At 39.6% G+C, this 19,163-nt stretch carries 14 protein-coding genes; 10 read left to right on the top strand and 4 right to left on the bottom strand.

Annotated features, from left to right (window positions below):
* Nucleotides 1–123 precede the first annotated feature (123 nt).
* Nucleotides 124–1,152: a GntR family transcriptional regulator gene (locus ACIQZ2_RS08390; protein WP_395768407.1), complete on the bottom strand. Its 1,029-nt coding sequence runs from the start codon at nt 1,150–1,152 to the stop codon at nt 124–126.
* Between the two features lie 210 nt (nt 1,153–1,362).
* On the opposite strand from ACIQZ2_RS08390, the gene ACIQZ2_RS08385 reads away from it, so the two are divergent.
* Genes ACIQZ2_RS08385 through ACIQZ2_RS08375 form a run of 3 tightly spaced genes read left to right on the top strand, consistent with a single transcriptional unit; the run spans nt 1,363 to nt 6,945 of the window.
* Nucleotides 1,363–5,451 (top strand): two-component regulator propeller domain-containing protein, encoded by a 4,089-nt coding sequence (locus tag ACIQZ2_RS08385; protein ID WP_395768406.1) that lies wholly within the window; start codon nt 1,363–1,365, stop codon nt 5,449–5,451.
* Entirely contained in the window at nt 5,438–6,406 is a 969-nt protein-coding gene (locus ACIQZ2_RS08380) for a zinc dependent phospholipase C family protein (RefSeq protein ID WP_395768405.1), read from the top strand. The genes ACIQZ2_RS08385 and ACIQZ2_RS08380 overlap by 14 nt, the downstream gene beginning before the upstream one ends.
* 2 nt (nt 6,407–6,408) lie before the next feature.
* Nucleotides 6,409–6,945 (top strand): metallophosphoesterase family protein, encoded by a 537-nt coding sequence (locus ACIQZ2_RS08375; protein ID WP_395768404.1) that lies wholly within the window; start codon nt 6,409–6,411, stop codon nt 6,943–6,945.
* Between the two features lie 38 nt (nt 6,946–6,983).
* On the opposite strand, the gene mnmA is transcribed toward ACIQZ2_RS08375, so the two are convergent.
* A complete protein-coding gene (gene mnmA, locus ACIQZ2_RS08370) occupies nt 6,984–8,132 on the bottom strand; it encodes a tRNA 2-thiouridine(34) synthase MnmA (RefSeq protein WP_395768403.1) in 1,149 nt (382 codons plus the stop codon).
* Nucleotides 8,133–8,234: 102 nt separating this feature from the next.
* Between mnmA and ACIQZ2_RS08365 the strand changes: the two genes are divergently transcribed.
* From ACIQZ2_RS08365 to hemF, 3 genes are read left to right on the top strand one after another with little or no spacing between them, the layout of a single operon-like run.
* Nucleotides 8,235–8,825 (top strand): N-(5'-phosphoribosyl)anthranilate isomerase, encoded by a 591-nt coding sequence (locus ACIQZ2_RS08365; protein WP_395768402.1) that lies wholly within the window; start codon nt 8,235–8,237, stop codon nt 8,823–8,825.
* Between the two features lie 3 nt (nt 8,826–8,828).
* A complete protein-coding gene (locus tag ACIQZ2_RS08360) occupies nt 8,829–11,450 on the top strand; it encodes a transglycosylase domain-containing protein (RefSeq protein ID WP_395768401.1) in 2,622 nt (873 codons plus the stop codon).
* Nucleotide 11,451: 1 nt separating this feature from the next.
* Entirely contained in the window at nt 11,452–12,336 is an 885-nt protein-coding gene (gene hemF / locus ACIQZ2_RS08355) for an oxygen-dependent coproporphyrinogen oxidase (protein ID WP_395768400.1), read from the top strand.
* A 35-nt stretch (nt 12,337–12,371) separates the two neighbouring features.
* Here hemF and ACIQZ2_RS08350 read toward each other — a convergent pair whose 3' ends face one another.
* Both ACIQZ2_RS08350 and ACIQZ2_RS08345 read right to left on the bottom strand, forming a co-directional pair.
* The gene (locus ACIQZ2_RS08350; protein ID WP_395768399.1) at nt 12,372–12,773 is read right to left on the bottom strand and encodes a hypothetical protein; all 402 of its coding nucleotides are present in this window, start codon (nt 12,771–12,773) and stop codon (nt 12,372–12,374) included.
* 39 nt (nt 12,774–12,812) lie between these two features.
* Nucleotides 12,813–13,859, bottom strand: coding sequence for an o-succinylbenzoate synthase (locus ACIQZ2_RS08345; RefSeq protein WP_395768398.1), 1,047 nt, complete (start codon nt 13,857–13,859; stop codon nt 12,813–12,815).
* Nucleotides 13,860–13,910: 51 nt separating this feature from the next.
* Between ACIQZ2_RS08345 and lpxK the strand changes: the two genes are divergently transcribed.
* From lpxK to ACIQZ2_RS08325, 4 genes are read left to right on the top strand one after another with little or no spacing between them, the layout of a single operon-like run.
* On the top strand, nt 13,911–14,909 hold the full coding sequence (lpxK, locus tag ACIQZ2_RS08340; protein ID WP_395768397.1) for a tetraacyldisaccharide 4'-kinase: 999 nt from the start codon (nt 13,911–13,913) through the stop codon (nt 14,907–14,909).
* Nucleotides 14,910–14,939: 30 nt separating this feature from the next.
* Entirely contained in the window at nt 14,940–16,904 is a 1,965-nt protein-coding gene (locus ACIQZ2_RS08335) for a putative porin (RefSeq protein WP_395768396.1), read from the top strand.
* Between the two features lie 39 nt (nt 16,905–16,943).
* A complete protein-coding gene (locus tag ACIQZ2_RS08330; RefSeq protein WP_395768395.1) occupies nt 16,944–17,450 on the top strand; it encodes a gluconate 2-dehydrogenase subunit 3 family protein in 507 nt (168 codons plus the stop codon).
* Between the two features lie 3 nt (nt 17,451–17,453).
* Nucleotides 17,454–19,163 carry a GMC oxidoreductase gene (locus ACIQZ2_RS08325; RefSeq protein ID WP_395768394.1) on the top strand — a complete coding sequence of 570 codons (1,710 nt, stop codon included), beginning with the start codon at nt 17,454–17,456 and terminating at the stop codon, nt 19,161–19,163.

Here is a 19,163-nt window from a genome sequence, read left to right as displayed (position 1 = left end):
ATTTAAAAACCTTTTTCAGTATTCAGCCATTAGTCGAACCAAGTTGGGGGGTATTCGAAGAAACATTGCTCATGCAAAAAAAAAGAGGCCATGAAAATCATGACCTCTTTTTGCAAAATAACCTTAAAGTGATTTTCTTACTATAAATTGTAATGCTAGCTCATGACTTCCTTTATCATTATGGTTGATAAGTTTGGCAGCCATTTCGCCCATTTGTATAGGTTGGTTAGATAAAACCGAAATTCCACCTACCAATATTTCCTTAAAATGCGAGTCGTTGAATGCAATGATTCCCACTTGTGATCCAATGCATAATTTATTTAATTCTGCGTATTTGATGGCCCGAACTAAATCTTGGTCGTCTAAGGTGAAATAAATTATCCCTTCACGCACATCTTCTGGTTCGAGGCCATCCAATACTTGAAAATCCAATTGATTGGATTCGCAGAATTCACTACATCCATTTATCATGGCAGGGTCGAAGTAATCTTCTTCCGAAACAACTAATTTAAATGAATGGTACTTATTAAACAGGTTTAGTTGGTTTTCAAATAAAGCAATTAACTGGGCTTTCGGTTGGCTCACAATACTGGCATGAGCATGCGAAATGCTGTTGAAATTTTGGTCTAATAAGATTAATCGATCCCCCGAAATCTTTTTAAGACATTTGATATTTTCTTCCTCCTCTTCAATCAAATGCGGCATAATTACGTAATAATGGTAATTGCCTAATTGTTGAGACATAATCTCTTGGAATTGACTGGTCTTGTATTGATAGGTGTAAATGTCAACCATGACATTTTTACCTAAGGATTCACAGAAGGAATCAAACACAACTTTATTGGTATTGGTTATTTTCCCTACTAAAAACAATACCTTGGTTTTTGTCTTGACTTTAGCATCTGAAATAAAATAGCCTTTACGGAAAATGGAGGTAATTACACCCATTTTATGTAATTCTGTATAGGCTCTTTCTACCGTATCGCGCGATAGATAGCATTCCTCGGAGGCTTCATTGATGGATGGTAAACGTTCTCCTGGTTTTAGTTCCCCCATTTCAATATCCCGTAACAGCGAGTTAATGAGTTGCTGGTACTTCGGCAATTTATTGTCGGCGTTTTTCGCTGAAAATGAAATAAATGATTTTACCATGAGTTTACCTTGATTAAAACGCTACTCTGATATTCAAAGCATATACAAATCTACATCGAGTTCGGTCTTTCGTTTGGGACAAATCTTACAAATACATGGATTTATCTTGCAAAAGCACTCCAATTTCAAATATGTACAAGTTTTTTATTCAATGTCCTCGGGATAATGCAGCAAGAACTCTGTTAATAATTTTCTATTTTAGCTACCCAAATGATGCAGTTCAATAAAACTTTCTTTTTATTCCTCATGCTTTGCGTGAGTCTACCAAGTTTTGGTCAGGCAACCCAGCGTTATGAGCGTTTGAGTACGGCATCCGGTCTTTCTCAAAGCACCATCTACAAGATTATTCAAGATCAAAAAGGATTTTTATGGTTTGCTACGGCTGATGGCTTAAATCGATATGATGGGCATTCATTTGTAATTTATCGGCATGATCCCGGTGATTCCAATACCTTGAGTGGTAGTGATGTTTCAACCATTGCTGAAGATGATGAGGGTAATTTATGGGTTGGTACTAGAAGTTCGGGATTAAATAAAATCGATTTAAAAACTGGGAAAATTACGCGTTTTACCAGAGGTCCCAAGGGGATTGATTTTTCTTCAATAACGGTTTCTTCCATGCTTAATGTAGGTAAGCATCGTATTTATGCAGCCGTTCTCGGGGTAGGTTTACTCGTTTTTGATTCGCATACCAATACTTTTTTACCCAAAGAGTCTGAGTTAGTTAATCCCTTAGCAAAGGATGTTGTTCGATTTTTCAAACATTCAAATGGTTCTGTATGGATGGGGACAAGAACGGGTCAATTGATTTCGCATTTAGGAAATCATAGCTTTATCCCATTTGATTTTTCTGGCAAAACGATGGCAAGTAATTACCGGGTTAGAGCCTTGTTTGAGGCAAAAAATGGTGATTTATTTGTTGGTACAGAGGGTAAAGGATTATTTCGTTTTAATCCTCAAAATCAGCGATTCAAGAATGTCTTTTATTTATCGAGCGATCCTTTAAGTCGGCAGAATGTAGTCACATCCCTCGTTCGTGATGCCTATGGTAATTTACTTATTGGGACAGATAATGGGATATTTAAGTTGAAAGGCGAAGACTTTTCTAAAACGCAATATATTCCATCTAATCCCGACCCAGATTTAGGCATTAGTTCGTTTTCAGTAATGAGTATGTTTACTGATTCTGATAAAAATACGTGGATTGGAACATGGGAAGCGGGTTTAAATATTAGTTTTTTTGAAAAGGCTCGATTTGCAGTGTTACGCTATAAGCCCAATACCTTTCAAGGATTATTGAGTAATAAAGTTACCTCATTAAGTGCTGGAAACGATCGAGGCGTTTGGGTAGGTAGTAATGTGGGACTATCATTTTTCAACCATAAATCTGGTAAAGTAGAACATTATGTTAATCAAGCGGTAGAAAATAAATTAAATGTTTCTACGGGTTTTGATGTCAATTTAATGCAAGCGCTGGAAGATGGTTCCGTTTGGGTTTCTGCTTGGGGGAAGGGCCTATTTCATTTTACCCCTCCCAATGACCTAAAATCTTATCCTTATCGAATAGATGAAGCTGGAATGAAATGGACCGCCTTATATTTCGATACCAATCGTTTGCTTTTGGGATCTCAATCTAGGGGTATTTTCGCCTTTGATTTAAAGAGCAAGAACTTTTACAACCCTTTTGGTGAATTCAGTTCTCAAGAGTTAAAGAATAAGAATATCAATAGCATTCTAAAGACTTCGAATGGAGACATTTGGGCTGGCACAACGGTGCATGGGATTTACATATACCATACTCAAACCGAACAAATAGAACATTTAGAACGTACGAACTTAGCTAATAGCCTAACCTATAATCACATAACTTGTATTAAAGAGGATCGTCAAAAACGGATTTGGGTCCTAACGAACGGGGGAGGTTTGCATTTGTATCTTGGAAAGGGGAAAGGGTTTAAAGTATTTACCGTAGCCGATGGATTAGGTAGTAATACCCTGCGCGGCATGCAAGAGGATAAAAAAGGTGATTTGTGGTTTACAACCAATGGTGGGATTTCAAAACTTGATACCAAGACGCTGAAATTTGTAAATTATGATGATGCTGATGGTTTACAAGGCAAGGAATTTATCATTACAGCTCACACCAAGAACAAACAAGGATGGTTGTTTTTTGGCGGAGTTAATGGATTGAATTACTTGAAATCAGACAGTTTGCGAATGGGTTTAGATGTTCCAAATGTTTACATCACAGGCTTAAAAATCTTCAATAAATCGGTAGGCGTAGGGGAGGATAAATCCCCCTTGTCGGTTGATTTGCCCTATTTAAAAACCTTAGTTCTACAGCCTGACCAATCAGTTTTTAGTCTCGATTTTGTGGCTTTAGAATACCAAAGACCCAAAAATAATCGCTACGCATACCTCTTAGAGGGATTCGATAAAGAATGGAATTATGTAGGTACCCAGCGGACTGCTTCATATACCAACCTAAGTCCGGGCTCCTATATATTTAAAGTCAAGGCTACAAATTCTGATGGAGTCTGGAGTGAAAAGCCAGTTGAGTTACGGATAGAAGTACTACCGCCTTGGTATCGTACGTGGTGGGCCTATTTGTTTTACACGTTCTCCATAGCTGGTATTATTTATGGTTTTATACGTGAAATTCAAATACGAGAATCATTTAAAACCGACATTCGATTAAAGGAAATCGAAAAAGAGCGTATTCGTGAGTTGGAGCAAATTAAAACCTCCTTTTTCACCAACATCTCTCATGAGCTACGCACTCCACTAACCTTGATTATAAGTCCGATAGAGAAGTATTTTTTGAAGAATAAAGACATGCCTAAAGAACAAGTAGGTAGGTTAAATGCTATTCATCAAAATGCGCAAAAATTGTTGCGACTAATTAACCAATTGCTTGATTTGTCGAAAATTGAAGCGGGTAAACAACATCCAATCATTGCTAAGCATGATATGATTTCTCAATTGGAACAAATTTTACAGGGATTTGAAGCTTATGCCCAACAAAAACAAATTCAATTAAAGTATAAATTTCCAGTGGATACCTTATGGGTCTATTACGATTCGGATATTCTCGAAAAGTGTCTGAGTAACTTATTGTCAAATGCATTTAAGCATACGCCTGAAGATGGCAAAATAGGGGTTGAACTAGAATTAGATACCATTTTTGTGGATGGCGTTTCCCATGTCCGAAGAGTTTTGCTTCGGGTGATGGATACAGGACGAGGAATTTCTGAAGCACATTTGCCGCATGTTTTTGATCGGTTTTACCAAATACCTGATGTCGCTAAAGTGGTAGGTACTGGGGTCGGATTATCGTTATGCCGGGAATTAATGAATTTACATCTTGGGGTTATACAAGTCAAAAGTAAACTAGGGGAAGGTAGCGCATTTACGTTACAATTTCCTGTAGAAATAGCGGCATTTGATTCTTCGTGGGTTCAATCAACTGTTGCTAATATCCCCCTGACATCGCTCGTGGATATACCTGAATTAGGTGTCATTCAAAAAGAGAAACCGATCTTATTAGTCGTTGACGATCATGCTGAAATGCGTCAATTTATAGGCGGAATTTTTGATATACGTTTTCAAGTTATTTATTCAGATCGAGGGGAAGATGCCTTGGAAAAAGCGAGTGATTTTTTGCCTGATTTAGTAATAACTGATTGGATGATGCCCGGCATGAGTGGAATTAATTTATGTAGGGCTCTTAGACAAAATGCAAAAACAAGTCATATTCCGATCATTATTTTGACATCGAAAAGCTCTCAGGAGAGCCAGATTGAGGGGATGCAATCGGGGGCAGATGATTTTGTAAGTAAACCATTTAATGCTGATTTGCTTGAAATACGGGTTAAAACCTTGTTGGAGGCCAAAGAACGTTTACGTAAAAATTGGCAGAAACAAATGATACAGCAAGACCTGAGTGTGGGGAAAATGCCTATTTTTGAGGATGCGTTTTTAGTTAAGGCTACGCAATTAATTATTGATCATTTAAGTGATGCAGATTTCGATGTGGAAGATCTTGAGAAGGGGTTAGACATGAGTAAAATGCAGCTCTATCGAAAGTTAAAGAATTTAACTTCTTTAGCTGGTAATGAATTTATTCGATCGATTCGACTTCAACAAGCTAAGATTTTATTGGAAACATCAAGTCTTAATATTTCTGAGATAGCTTATCAAGTTGGCTTTAACGATCCAGCCTATTTTACAAGAGCATTTAAAAAACAATACGGCCGTACGCCAAAATCCTTTATCAACAATACCCATGAAAAAAGTTAGTGTATTTATACTTATCGTCTGTGCCTCTTGGGGTTTTTTGGCGCATAAAACGTTGCAGCAGATTTCAATTTATCAGTTGCCAGACGATTTGGCAGCTTATTTTTATGCGAATCAAGACTATTTAGTCCAACAATCCATTCGTCCTGATGTTCGTCGGAAAGATGATAAACTAGAAGATGCGAAACATTACCTTGATATGGATGCACCATTGTTTGGGGCTGATTATAAGACATCTATTCCACATGATTTTAAGCAGGCCGTTTTAAAATATAGCTTGGATAGTTTACGTAAGGAAGGTTTGGTGCCCTGGGAAGTAGTACGTGTTTATGGCCGTTTGGTTGAGGCATTTAAAACGGAGAAGCGAGATTCTGTGTTGTTTTATGCGGCTGATTTAGGTCATTATGTAGCTGATGCACATGTACCTTTGCATACAACGAAGAATCATGATGGTCAGTTGACAGGACAGAAAGGCATGCACGTGTTATGGGAAAGTTTGGTTCCTGAGGCTCAGTTACAAGGATATACCTTAAGCAAAGTTTCTGGTGTTCAATACATCGCGAAACCTCAAGATTTTATCTTTCAAATTTTATTGGAATCACATGCTATGCTTCCTGCGATGTTTGCCGCTGAAAAGGAAGTCCGCAGTGCTTTAGGAGAGGATGGTTCATTTGAAATGGTTGAGAAATATGGCCGTAAGCAGCGTTATTATACAAAAGCATTTATTCAAGCTTACGGTGAAAAAATGGGCTCCTCTATTCCCAATCGCATGTTGCTTGCCTCTTCTCGCGTAGCTTCTTTTTGGTACTCTGCTTGGAAAGATGCAGGTTCACCAGCCTGGGTAAAACAGGATGTAGAGGTTGTTAATGCGCTGAATCAAGAAAAGGTTATTTGGAAGAAAAATGAATTAATTTCATCCAATAAATTGATCTCGTTAAAAGCTAAAAAAGCTGAATAGGCATGGTTAACGTATTATTACTTTCTGATACTCATAGTTATTTGGATCCGAGATTGGATGAACATTTAAAGGCATGTGATCAAATTTGGCACGGGGGTGATTGGGGCTCTGTGGAATTAGCTGATAAGTTGGCCGCCTACGGAAAACCTATTGCAGGGGTTTATGGTAATATTGATGATCGCACGATTCGAAATATGTATCCCAAAATAAAGCGTTTTCGAGTAGAGGATGTTACGGTTGCGATGACGCACATCGGGGGCGCTCCTAGTCAATATAAACCAGATGCCTTGGAAGCTTTTTCAAAAGGCGTACCTATGATTTTTGTCTGTGGACATTCGCATATTCTACAAGTCAAACGGGATGCAAAACGCAATAACATGCTATTTTTGAATCCAGGTGCTGCAGGCCAGCATGGATTTCACCCAGAACAAACTGCACTTCGGTTTAAGATTGATGGTGCCCGTATTTTTGATATGGAGCTTATTCAAATGCCTCGTATTAAGGTAAAATTAACGCCTGAGGAAGCCAAATTGTTATGACCCCGGCAGCGTGATTCCACGCCGCTGCGTACTTCAATTTACGCGTTTTTCACTTCAAAAGACTGATAATTTTCGAACACAGAACCTTGTTGGTACGATTTTAAAATCCAACCACCTCCCACAACATCATCTCCTTCATAGAATACAGCTGCCTGACCTGGAGCGATCCCACTAACTGGATCATGAAAATCGACTTTGATTTTATCAGAAAACTGCTGAATAATGGCTTCCGTCCCTGAATCCTTGTAACGTACCTTGGTCACTGTTTCAATTCCCTCAGTAGGGATTTCAGAATATTTTTGAAGATTTAACTGTCCTACCCACATGCCTGTCCGATTCAAATCTTCTATTTGACCAATTACCACTTCGTTCGTCTCTTTACGTATTTCAATCACATAAGCAGGAAATCCAAAAGCTTTTCCTAAACCTTTTCGTTGGCCCACGGTATAGAATGGATATCCTTCGTGTTGACCGATAACTTTGCCGTCTACATCAATAAAATCACCACCAGCAACCTGAGCTTCTAATTCAGGTAATCGACGTTTTAAAAATCCTCGGTAGTCGTTATCGGGAACAAAACAGATTTCATAGCTTTCTGATTTATTTACTAAATCGACAAAACCTCGTTCGGTGGCCATTTCTCTGATACGTGCTTTCGTCAATCCCCCGAGTGGTAAAATGGTTCTCGCCAAACTTGATTGTGATACGCCCCAGAGTACATAGCTTTGATCTTTTAAGGTATCTACTCCTTTGGAAATAATATGACGACCGTTTTCTTGTCTTATTTGAGCATAATGTCCTGTGGCGATGAATTCACAGCCTAATTGGTCGGCGCGGCGCAACAAGGCATCCCATTTAATATGGGTATTACACATAACGCAAGGGTTTGGGGTACGCCCATCCACATATTCTTGCGTGAAATAGTCGATTACTGAATCACCGAACTCTTCGCGGATGTCTAGAATATAATGTGGAAAACCAAGGGATACAGCAATGTGCCTTGCATCATTGATTGAATCCAACGAGCAGCAGCCCGTTTCTTTTTTATCACCCCCAGAACTAGCATAGTCCCAGGTTTTCATCGTCATTCCGATGACCTCATAACCTTGTTCGTGTAACATAACAGCTGCGACCGAGCTGTCGATTCCGCCGCTCATGGCGACTAAGACTCTTCCTTTTGATTCCATATTCAAATACAGGTTCAAGGCCTGTCGAAAATTTCATGCAAGTTAGGATATATTTTTCTGAAAGCGTAGTTTTGTCCTCACGTCTAAGCACACATTTTCCTCATGTTAAAAACGCTTGTCAAAGTTTCATCCATTAGCAACTTATCTGATGCACGTTATTGTGCTGGTATGGGTGTTGATTTCTTAGGTTTCCAAATTCAGGATATTTCGCTTGAGAAATTTACGGAAATTCGAAATTGGCTAGCGGGTGTTCAAATTGTAGGGGAGTTTTCTAGCCATTCGGCAGATGAGATAAGGCTTAAAGTGGCAGAATATATGCCTGATGTGGTTGAGGTTGATACGAAAGTTAATTTAGTTGCAATTCAAGATATTACCACTCCAAAGATTTTACGGGTGAACATTGATACCGATAATTTACCTGCGGTTTTTGCGGCTTCAGCACCTTATGTGCGCCATTTTTTGTTGGTAGGCGATAGCCCTGAATCATTAAATGGCATGGAAGGGTCTATTGAAATCTGGTCGGCTCAATACCCCATTATATTGGGTATTGAAATCCCTGAATCTGATTTGGAAGAATGGGTTGAGCAGAGTTCTATTAAGGGAATTGGGTTGGTTGCCGGTGATGAAGCTCGACCAGGATTCCGGGATTTTACAGATTTAATGAATATCTTAGAAAAATTAGAAACCGAATAAGTTATGTTCCAAAAGATTCAGCAAATCTATTCGCTCAGTAAATCCAAAATTAAACAAGGATTTCTTTTCCTTTTAACCTGGTTGTTATTGGGTTTGAAAAAGGTTTTGGGGCAGGCGCGCTATGGGAAATTGGAGAGTTTTTATGATCAAGGTTTGCTGTATTATCAAGAACTTCGTGCACAAGTTCAAGCATATTATGATGCGCGTGTAGATAAAGAATCTCCTTATTATGCGCCAATTGTACGTATTTGGCGAATTGCCGGCAAGACTTTGTGGTATGGCATTGTTTATTTGTTGATTATTGAAACAAATATATTTTGGTTGACTGGAGAAATGCCAAGTGTTGACGACTTGCAAAATCCCAAATTATCTCAAGCCTCCGAGATTTATTCAGCTGATGGCGTCCTATTAGGAAAATACTTTGCAGAAAATAGAACTCCTGTTCGTGATTTTAAGTTAATTTCTCCTTACCTCGTTAAAGCCTTGGTTGCAACGGAGGATGTTCGTTTTTACGATCATACGGGCATAGATTTTCAAGCGTGGGCTGGCGTTGTTGTCGGTATCATTAAAGGGGGAGATCGTGGGGGAGGTAGTACTATTTCCCAACAATTAGCTAAGAATTTATTTAAAACCCGTACTAAGAAAGGTTTTACGAAAACGGGTCTTTTGGGATATATTCCGGGGTTAAGTAAGTTGATATACAAGTCCAAAGAATGGGTTACTGCCATTAAATTGGAACGGTTTTACACAAAGGATGAAATAATTCTTTGGTATTTGAACACGGTTGATTACGGTAACAATGCTTATGGCATAAAGGTGGCATCTAAAACCTATTTTAATACGTCACCAGATAGTTTAACTATTCAAGAGGCTGCTATTTTGATCGGTTTGCAGAAAGCTACAACTACCTACAATCCCACCCGATACGATGGAAAACCTTTAGCTGAAAATAAGGCTTGGAAACGTCGCAATGTGGTTTTGTCACAAATGGTAAAAGCAGGATACCTGAAACAGACGGAATATGACTCATTGGCTCCCATGCCGATAGTCTTACATGAAAATGAAGAGTCGCCATATGATGGTACCGGTAATTATTTTAAAGTAGCCATCGCAAAAGAGATTCAGGAATGGGCGAAGGCGAATGATATGGAGGTTGATTTGTATCGGGATGGTTTAAAGATCATGACTACGATTGATTCTCGTTTACAGATTCATGCAGAAGAAGCGGTAGAAGAAGGCATGCGAAGCACGCAAAAGTCATTTGATAATCACTGGTCGGGCAATAATCCCTGGATAGATGAAGCGGGGAGGGAAATTCCCGGTTTTGTTGATACGATGGCCAAGCGAACTGAATATTACAAGACTTTAGTTAAAAAATATCCCAATAATCCAGATTCTGTTTGGTATCAGATGAAGAATGTGAAGCGAAAAATGTGGGTTTATTCGCGAAATACGCTAGGTGAGGAGGAAAAGATGATGAGTGCTATCGATTCCATCAATTATTACAAGCGTTTTTTACAAGCTGGTATGATGACGATGGATCCGTTCACTGGACATATTAAGGCTTGGGTAGGCGGGCTAGATTTCAAGTATTTCAAATATGATCACGTGAAGCAAAGCAAGCGCCAAGCTGGTTCAACTTTCAAACCTTTTGTTTATACGGCGGCGATTGATGGTCCGCGTGATTTGTCTCCCTGCTTTACTGTTGAGGATGCACCATATACCATAGAAATTGAGGATGAGGGGGTAAAGAAAATGTGGAGTCCTCACAATGCAGATGGTACTTTTTCACATACCAAAATGCCATTAAAACGTGCTATCGCAAAATCCGTAAATACGGTTGCAGCACGTTTAACAAACGATATTGTGGGTCCTGATACGGTCGCCTACTATGCTAAAAAGATGGGGATTAAGAGCCCACTAAAACCTGTTGCATCCATTGGCTTAGGTTCAAATGATGTTTCTTTACATGAGATGATTGGCGCTTATTCTGCTTTTGTAAATGAAGGGATGCACGTAGAGCCTATGATTATTACTGAAATTAAAGATCAAAATGGGAAAGTCCTGGTTGATTTTGAGCCAGTAACCGAACAAGTAATTAAACCTGAATCAGCCCAATTAATGCGGTTTATGTTGGAAGGCGTTGTACATGAAGGGGGAACGGCAAGCTCATTACTATGGGGTGATGGTGCTATTTTACTGCCACAAGGGAATAATCGCTATGCTCATAATTTCGCCGGAAAAACGGGTACAACTTCGAATCACTCCGATGGTTGGTTTATCGGAATGACCCAAAATCTCATTACTGGTGTATGGGTGGGCGGGGATGACCGTTCAATCCACTTTCGTACCGGTGCGCTAGGTGAAGGATCAAAGACTGCCATGCCTATTTATAAACGATTTATGATTAAGGTTGTTAAAGACCCTATGTTGGCGATGTACAAGCCTACTCCATTTGATAGGTTGGATAAACGAATTGTTAAGAAAGAATTTGATTGCGGTGGTGGTATAAGTATTTTACCAGATTCGCTTCAAGTGACGGATTCCGAGTTAGACTCATTGAATGCTTTACTTGAAGAACCTGAAACCCAACCATCGGATACAAGTGCTGATTCGCCTAATTAATATGAATAAAGAGCATATAGCTGCATATTTTCAAGATCTTCAAGATCGAATTTGCCGGGGCATTGAAGTTGCTGATGGCAGTGGTAAGTTCCGAGAAGACCTTTGGTCTCGCCCCGAGGGTGGCGGTGGCAGGACTCGATTAATTGAAGGTGGGACTATCTTAGAGAAAGGGGGCGTTAATTTTTCTGAAGTTTCTGGACCCTTGCATCCCAAAATGGTTACTAGTTTAAATGTGACGGAAGAAGTAGAATTCTACGCGACAGGTGTTTCCATTGTGATGCACCCATTTAATGCTTGGGTGCCCATTATTCACATGAATGTCCGTTATTTTGAATTAAGTAATGGTCAGTCGTGGTTTGGTGGGGGTATCGATTTAACACCTCATATTGTTATTCCGGAGCAAGCAAAGTGGTTTCACCAACAAGTCAAAGCTTCTTGTGATGGATTTGGTGCGGATGTTTATACTAAATATAAGACATGGGCAGATGATTATTTCTTCAATACCCACCGAAACGAAACGCGGGGAATTGGCGGGATTTTCTTTGATTATTTGAAAGAAGATAAAGAGAAGACTTTCGATTTTGTGAAGTCGGTAGGTGAGTCTTTTGTCCCTATTTATAGTCATTTGATGCAAGTAAATGCACGTAAACCGGTTAGTGAGCAAGAAAGAAATTTTCAATTATTACGTCGGGGCCGTTATGTGGAATTTAATTTAGTGCACGACCGTGGAACAAAATTCGGCTTAGAAACGAACGGTCGGACGGAATCAATACTAATGAGCTTACCTCCATTAGCATCTTGGGAATACATGCACGATGCTTCGGGGTATCCCGATGGCCAAATGACTTTGGACCTGTTGAAAAAAGGAATTGATTGGTTGGCATAAAAAAAGGTGAGGATTTTGTTCCGCACCTTTTTTGTTTATTTCGATTCTTCCCAGACAATTTCAAGTCCTTTGGGTGTCATCAGTAGGACACGTGTAGGAGATGGTAATAAAACCAATCTTGCTGCGGCTACAGGATCTTCAATCCATTCTACTTCAACCCCTTCTTTTTTGCTGATTTCAACTTCGCCATCTTCCGTTTCAACAAATTTCTTTGCTAAATAGGCTGTTGGCAATAAAACATCTGATTCTGGGCAATGCTTCAAGTGAACTTTTTCTAGGATTTCCTCTAATTGGTCCCCATACTTTTCATTGAAATCATCTTCTAAATCATGCAATAACTCTTCTACGTCATCGTAGTTTTCATCAGAGTATGACAATTTACTTAATTTCAATCGTTGCTCTAAAATGGCAATCATCGCCTCGTCAATCGTATTCATGCTTTTATTTTAATTTTTTGCTGAACAAATATAGGGGTTTTAGTCAAAAGGCGTGGCTCTTTGTACCCCGGTTTTTTGAAAAATATTGCCTTGTTGGATATAAAGTCCACTTTCAAAATTATTCGTGTATAATTGACCTGTTCCTAAGCCTTGTGGAAGCGGATTATTACATGATGCGCAGAATTGAGCTATTGCCTGCAAACCAATGTTTGATTCCAATGCTGAAGTAATCCACCAATCGATGCCAAGTTCTTCTGCTGCTGAAATCCAGCACCTAGTTGCATGAAAGCCTCCTAATAAACTAGGTTTCAAAATTATGTAGGGTGGTTTAATCAATCGCAGTAATGCTGACCGGTTTTCTATGGAAATCAATTCTTCGTCGAGCGCTATGGGTAATATGTTTTCCCTGCATAAATCATGCATCGCTTCCCATTGTCCCGCTTCGATGGGTTGTTCAATGGAATGCAGGTCAAAGTCCGCTAGTCTTTGTAGTTTACCTTTAGCTTCATTTATGCTAAATGCGCCATTGGCATCTACCCGTATAATTAAATCAGTTGCGGAATACCTAGAACGAATATCTCGCAGGATTTCGATTTCTTGTTCAAAATCAATCGCGCCAATTTTTAATTTTAAACAAGTATAGCCTTCAGCTAATTTAGCATCGATTTGTTTCCGCATGAATGCCGGATTACCCATCCAGATTAAACCATTGATGGCAATGGGTGTTTCTTTGGTCGAAAACGAATTGTTAAAATATTGACCATTCCCACCCTGCACCCAATCGATAAGTGCCATTTCCATCGCCATGCGCAGGGAGGGGAAATGGAAGGGGATATTTTCTAAAAAAGTGGGTATATCAGCTACTGTTTCAGGAATTGCTGGTAATCCATGAAGGATAGATTTAAAGCGCGCAGTGCAATCTTCTTCGAATTCAGGACTTAATCCTCGCAAAGGTCCCGCCTCACCTATTCCCGCACGCCCACCTTGTTCTATTCGTAGAAAATAGCTGGTTTTGTTCGTTAAAACACCCCTGGATGTGCCTGCTTCGAAATGGAAGTCAAGCTGATGCGATTTCAATTGAATCATGCCCGCAAGTTATTATTTTCTATTGAATTGTTTATTTAGTAGTTTTAAGGAATGATAAAACGCTTCGTATTTTATTGGTTTGCTAAGCTTTTTGGGTTGATTACTTTCATGCGCAATAGGCTATATGATCGCGGTATTTTACAATCAACGCATTTTGTTAAACCGACCACGCTGGTCATAGGGAATTTAGCTGTCGGCGGAACAGGAAAGAGTCCATTCGTTTCTTATTTAGTGCAAAATTGGCCTGAAAAAGAACGCTTAGGAATTTTGAGCCGTGGTTATGGGCGAAAAAGTACAGGCTTTCGTCTTGTTGAAAGCAATTCCACAGCTTCCGAGGTTGGAGATGAGCCACTGGCTTATAAACAATTGGTGCCAGCTGTTACGGTTGCGGTTTGTGAAAATCGCGTTTTAGGCGTAAGTCAATTGCAAAGTGACGTAGATACGTTGTTTTTGGATGATGCTTTTCAACATCGAGCAATTCAAGGGGATATAAATTTACTTTGCACGACTTACGATAAGCCATTTTTTACAGATAAATTATTGCCTTTAGGCCGACTTCGTGAGTCGATTCAGGGTGTAAATCGAGCACAGGCGATTATCGTGAATCGTTGTCCAGCTACCCTAAATGAAGCAAAAAAAACGGCATTTGAATCTTTTGGTTTGCCCGTATTTTATACACGTGTAACGTATGGGACACCTTTGGGACCGAATGGTAACTCAATAAAAAATTGGCACTTAGTAGCTGGAATCGCCGATCCTTTGCCATTTTTTAAACATGCCAAAAACTTAGGTGAAATTTTAAATCAAGAATCTTATCCGGATCATTATGCATTTAAAACAGCAGATTTTCAATATTGGGAATATATAGCTAAAAAATGCCAATCTGAAACGGGAATTTTAACCACTCACAAGGACTTTATGCGTTTTCAAGAGCGTATTATTGATTTTCCAGCCTTGGCCACGCATTTATATTATTTACCTATGCACATCGAGTTTGTGTCTGATGAATTGGAATTTTGGACTTGGTTAAGGCAAAGCCTAAAGCGCTAAACAATATTTAATTACCTTTGCGCTGTGAAAATGCGGTCAATTTCTCTTCTTCTTGTTTTTCTTTTTCTGTGTTTGAAAGGATATGGTCAGTTTCCAGCGAATCAAATGGGGACAATCGATCCCGCCAATGCTGGATTTCCTAATCCTAAATTGCAAAATAAGAATGGCCAACAAACTTCCAATAAAACAGGACGGGCAGCCTTAGATGATTCTACCAAGCAGATTTATGGTCCGAATACCGTGCATTATTTTTTGGAGTCTGATGCTGTGAATAGTATTGACATTAAGCGCCGAATTGATACCACACTAACTTTGATGCACCGCTATTTGTATCAGGAACGTGATGGATTTTTGTCAACAAATTTAGGGAATCAAGGAACAGCCTATCGGGATATATTTACGCTGGCTCCCAAATCAATAGGTACCCAATTAGGCTATAATGCCTATTTACCTTATGCTTTTCAAGCTGATCAGGTTCGTTATTTTCATACAAAATCCCCTTATTCTGATGTAACCTTTAATTTGGGTGCTGGAGGACAAACCAATCTTAATTTTACTTTTGCGCGTAATGTGGATTCCCTGTGGAATGTGGGTGTAGAACTTCAGCGAATGGTTGCTGACAAGAATTTAACGGATGCCGCATTTAAGGCGAGGGATCTAAGTTTAACGGGTCAATGGGGCTTGATTTTGCATACCAATTTTACATCAAGAAATAAGCGATATCGTTTATTGGGGCATATAAATTACTTTGATCAAGGTACCAATGATCAAGGTGGAATTCGATTGAGCGCTAGTCAAACTCCCGATGCCGCCTTGAAATATATCGATAATACAGCCCTGTTAAATGACGCTAAGTCCCAGTCCAACGACCAGTTTTTGAAACTTCATTTGTATCATGAGTTTATAGGATTTAAAGGCTTGCAATTATTTCAGCGTTTAGACGCTGAAACGCGAAAGGTGAAATACCGTGATTTAGCGTTTCAGACTAATTTAGCTGATGGTTTTTACCCTCGAACCTACATAAATTTTATTCAGGCGCCGGCGTCAGATTCACTTTATAATGAAAATCAATGGCGTTCATTTAGTCACCAAACGGGAATTAAGGGCATCTTTCGCCAGTTTACTTACCGAGCACATGTAAAGCAACGTTATTGGTCGGCTTATAATCCATTAAATGATGCAAGCCTCGATAAATTGGAAAATTATGTAGGATTGTGGTTACGCCAACAAGTTGGTAAAAACCTTGATTTTCAAGCGGAGGGTGAATACCTCATTGGGTCGGATTATTTGATAAAGGCGTCTTTGGTTTCACCTTGGTTTTGGGCGAATTACCAGCGGACATCGGTAAGTCCTACCGTTGTGAATCAATGGGTTTATAATACATCTTACCGCTGGAAAAATAATTTTGATAATATTCAGTTTGACCAACTAGCTGGGGGTATTGAGGTAAAAAGTAAGCATTTTTTTGTTAAGCCATCCGTAACGATTCAGCGGATAGGTTCTTGGGTTTACTATGATCAGCTAGCCACGCCGATACAAGCCAAGGAAGCAATTGCTGTATTCCGCACATCAGTAGCTTTAGGCGGCAATTTTAAGCGTTTTGAATGGCAATCAAATGTGCATATAAATACACAAACGGGACCTGATGTGATGCGTATGCCGAGTTTAGTGGCAAATGCCAACCTAGCCTTGAATGTTCAGTATAAGAAGTTGTTGTACATGCAGTTTGGATTGGATGTGATTGGTCAATCAGCCTATTATGGAGATACCTATCAGCCTGCTATTCAACAATATCATTTGCAAAATCGCTACGAATTGCCAGCTTTTGTGCAAGTAGATCCATACGTTTCCTTGCGAATTAATCGGGTTCGTTTATTTTTTAAAATGGCCAATGTTACTCAGGGGTTATTGACGGATAATTATTATGCAGCTTATTTGTATCCTGCCATGAGACGAGGCTTTGCTTTTGGCGTTAAGTGGCTTTTATTTGATTAATTTTTGATATGTTTGTGAGATAATAAAAACCTTATAAACATGAAAATGTCGAGTCGCCGTGATTGGATAAAAGGGATGACTTTAGCCGCCCTTGGAACCGTTGCCTTTTATGATTTGTCGGCCAAATCAAAACCTGCATCTTTCGCCTTAAGTATTGCTGAAGAAGATGTACTCAACCGTTGGATTGGTGGAATTATTCCCGAATCTTCAATTCCAGGAGCTGTTAGTTTAGGTGTTCCTACCTTCGTAAAAACCATGTTGAAAGATTGTTATGAACCCAAGGCTCAGGAAAGTTTCCGTGCGGTATTGGGTCAAATTCCATCCTATTTTAAAGGCGATTTCAATCAAGCAAATGGACCTTCCTTGGAAGCTTTTTTATTTGAGTTGGAGCATGGGAAACATGGTTCTGAGGCTCAAAAGGCTATGGCAACTTTGAAGGGATTAACCATTCAAGGGTATGTGACGAGTGAATATGTTATGGTCAATCATTTAAACTATCAAATGGCACCGGGATTCTGGAATCCTTGTGTACCTGTTAAAAAATAAGCGATGGAAATTTTAAAACATGCAGAAAAGCGTTCGTATGGTGCGATTGTTATAGGTTCAGGCGTCGCAGGAGGCTGGGCCGCAAAAGAATTTTGTGACAAAGGAATTAAAACCTTAGTTCTTGAAAGAGGACGTAAAGTGACACATAACGAAGATTACCCGACGACCTTACTGAGTCCTTGGGAATTCGAGCATCGGGGTCGTTTGACCAATGAAGAAATTGCAGCGAATCCGATTGTCAGTAAATGTTACGCATTTAAGGAAGATGCCAAACACTTTATGGTCAAAGATGCTGAACATCCTTACGTTCAAGACAAACCCTTTGATTGGATTCGTGGCTACCAGGTAGGTGGTAAATCATTGCTTTGGGCAAGACAAACACAGCGCTGGTCTCAGATGGATTTTGAAGGTCCTGCCCGTGATGGATTTGCAACTCCCTGGCCAATTAATTACCAGGATATTGACCCATGGTATAGTTATGTTGAATATTTTGCCGGTATTTCTGGAAATAAAGATGGTTTAGATTCCTTACCGGATGGGGATTTTTTGCCTGCTTATGATTTAACCTGTGTGGAAAAACATTTCCAAGCAGAAATGAAAAAGCATTACCAAGATCGCCATGTAATTGTAGCACGTTGCGCGCATTTATCTGAGCCGCGAGAGATTCATTACCAACAAGGTCGTGGAAGGTGTATGAGTCGTAATTTATGCCAACGAGGCTGTCCATATGGGGGGTATTTTAGCTCGAATGCATCTACTTTGCCTTGGGCTGCGAAAACAGGTAATATGACCTTGCGTCCTGATTCGATAGTTGAATCGATAATTTATGATGAGAAAAAAGGACGCGCAACAGGTGTTCGTGTGATTGATGCGCATACGAATGAAATGGTCGAATATTATGCTAAAGTAATTTTTGTGACGGCAGCCGCGCTGAATACCAATGCCATCTTATTGAATTCGAAATCGAATCGTTTCCCTACAGGATTGGGTAATGACAGTGGTGTATTGGGTAAATTTGTAGCTTTCCATAATTACCGCGCTTCGCTTTCAGCCGAGTATGAAGGATATTTAGATTCGAAGAGTGAGGGATCTCGACCTACTTCAGGTTATGTGCCACGCTTCCGGAATTTATATAAACAGGAGACCAACTTCCTACGTGGTTATGCCGCCGGCATGAGTGCTGGTCGTGGATCGCATGCTGATCGTGAGTCGGTTGGTGAAAGTTTAAAGAATTCCTTGTTGAATCCCAAATTGAATACGAATTGGTACGCTGGTTCTCACATGATGGGCGAAACAATTCCAAAAGAAACGAATAAGGTTACTTTGGATACTTCGAAAAAAGACGCACATGGTTTGCCTATCATGCATATGGATGTTTCTTATGATGATAATGATGATAAAATGGTAAAAGATTTTATCGAGCAGTTTACGGAAATGTACCATAAAGCTGGATTTACCAACATTCGTACGCGTGATTCAAAACAAGCTCCTGGATTGGATATCCATGAAATGGGCGGTGTTCGCATGGGTTCAGATCCTAAAAATTCGATGCTGAATAAGTGGAATCAGATGCATGCTGTTAAGAACGTATTCGTAACGGATGGTGCTTGTATGACTTCTACCTCAACTCAAAATCCGTCATTAACCTATATGGCATTGACGGCTCGTGCAGTGGACTACGCAGTAAAAGAAATGAGAAAAGGGAACATCTAA

The organism is Aquirufa sp. (assembly GCF_044342065.1).
In the GTDB taxonomy this organism is placed as follows: domain Bacteria; phylum Bacteroidota; class Bacteroidia; order Cytophagales; family Spirosomataceae; genus Aquirufa.
The sequence above is the reverse complement of the archived record's forward strand: the minus strand, read 5'-3'. Positions and strand labels throughout refer to the sequence as shown.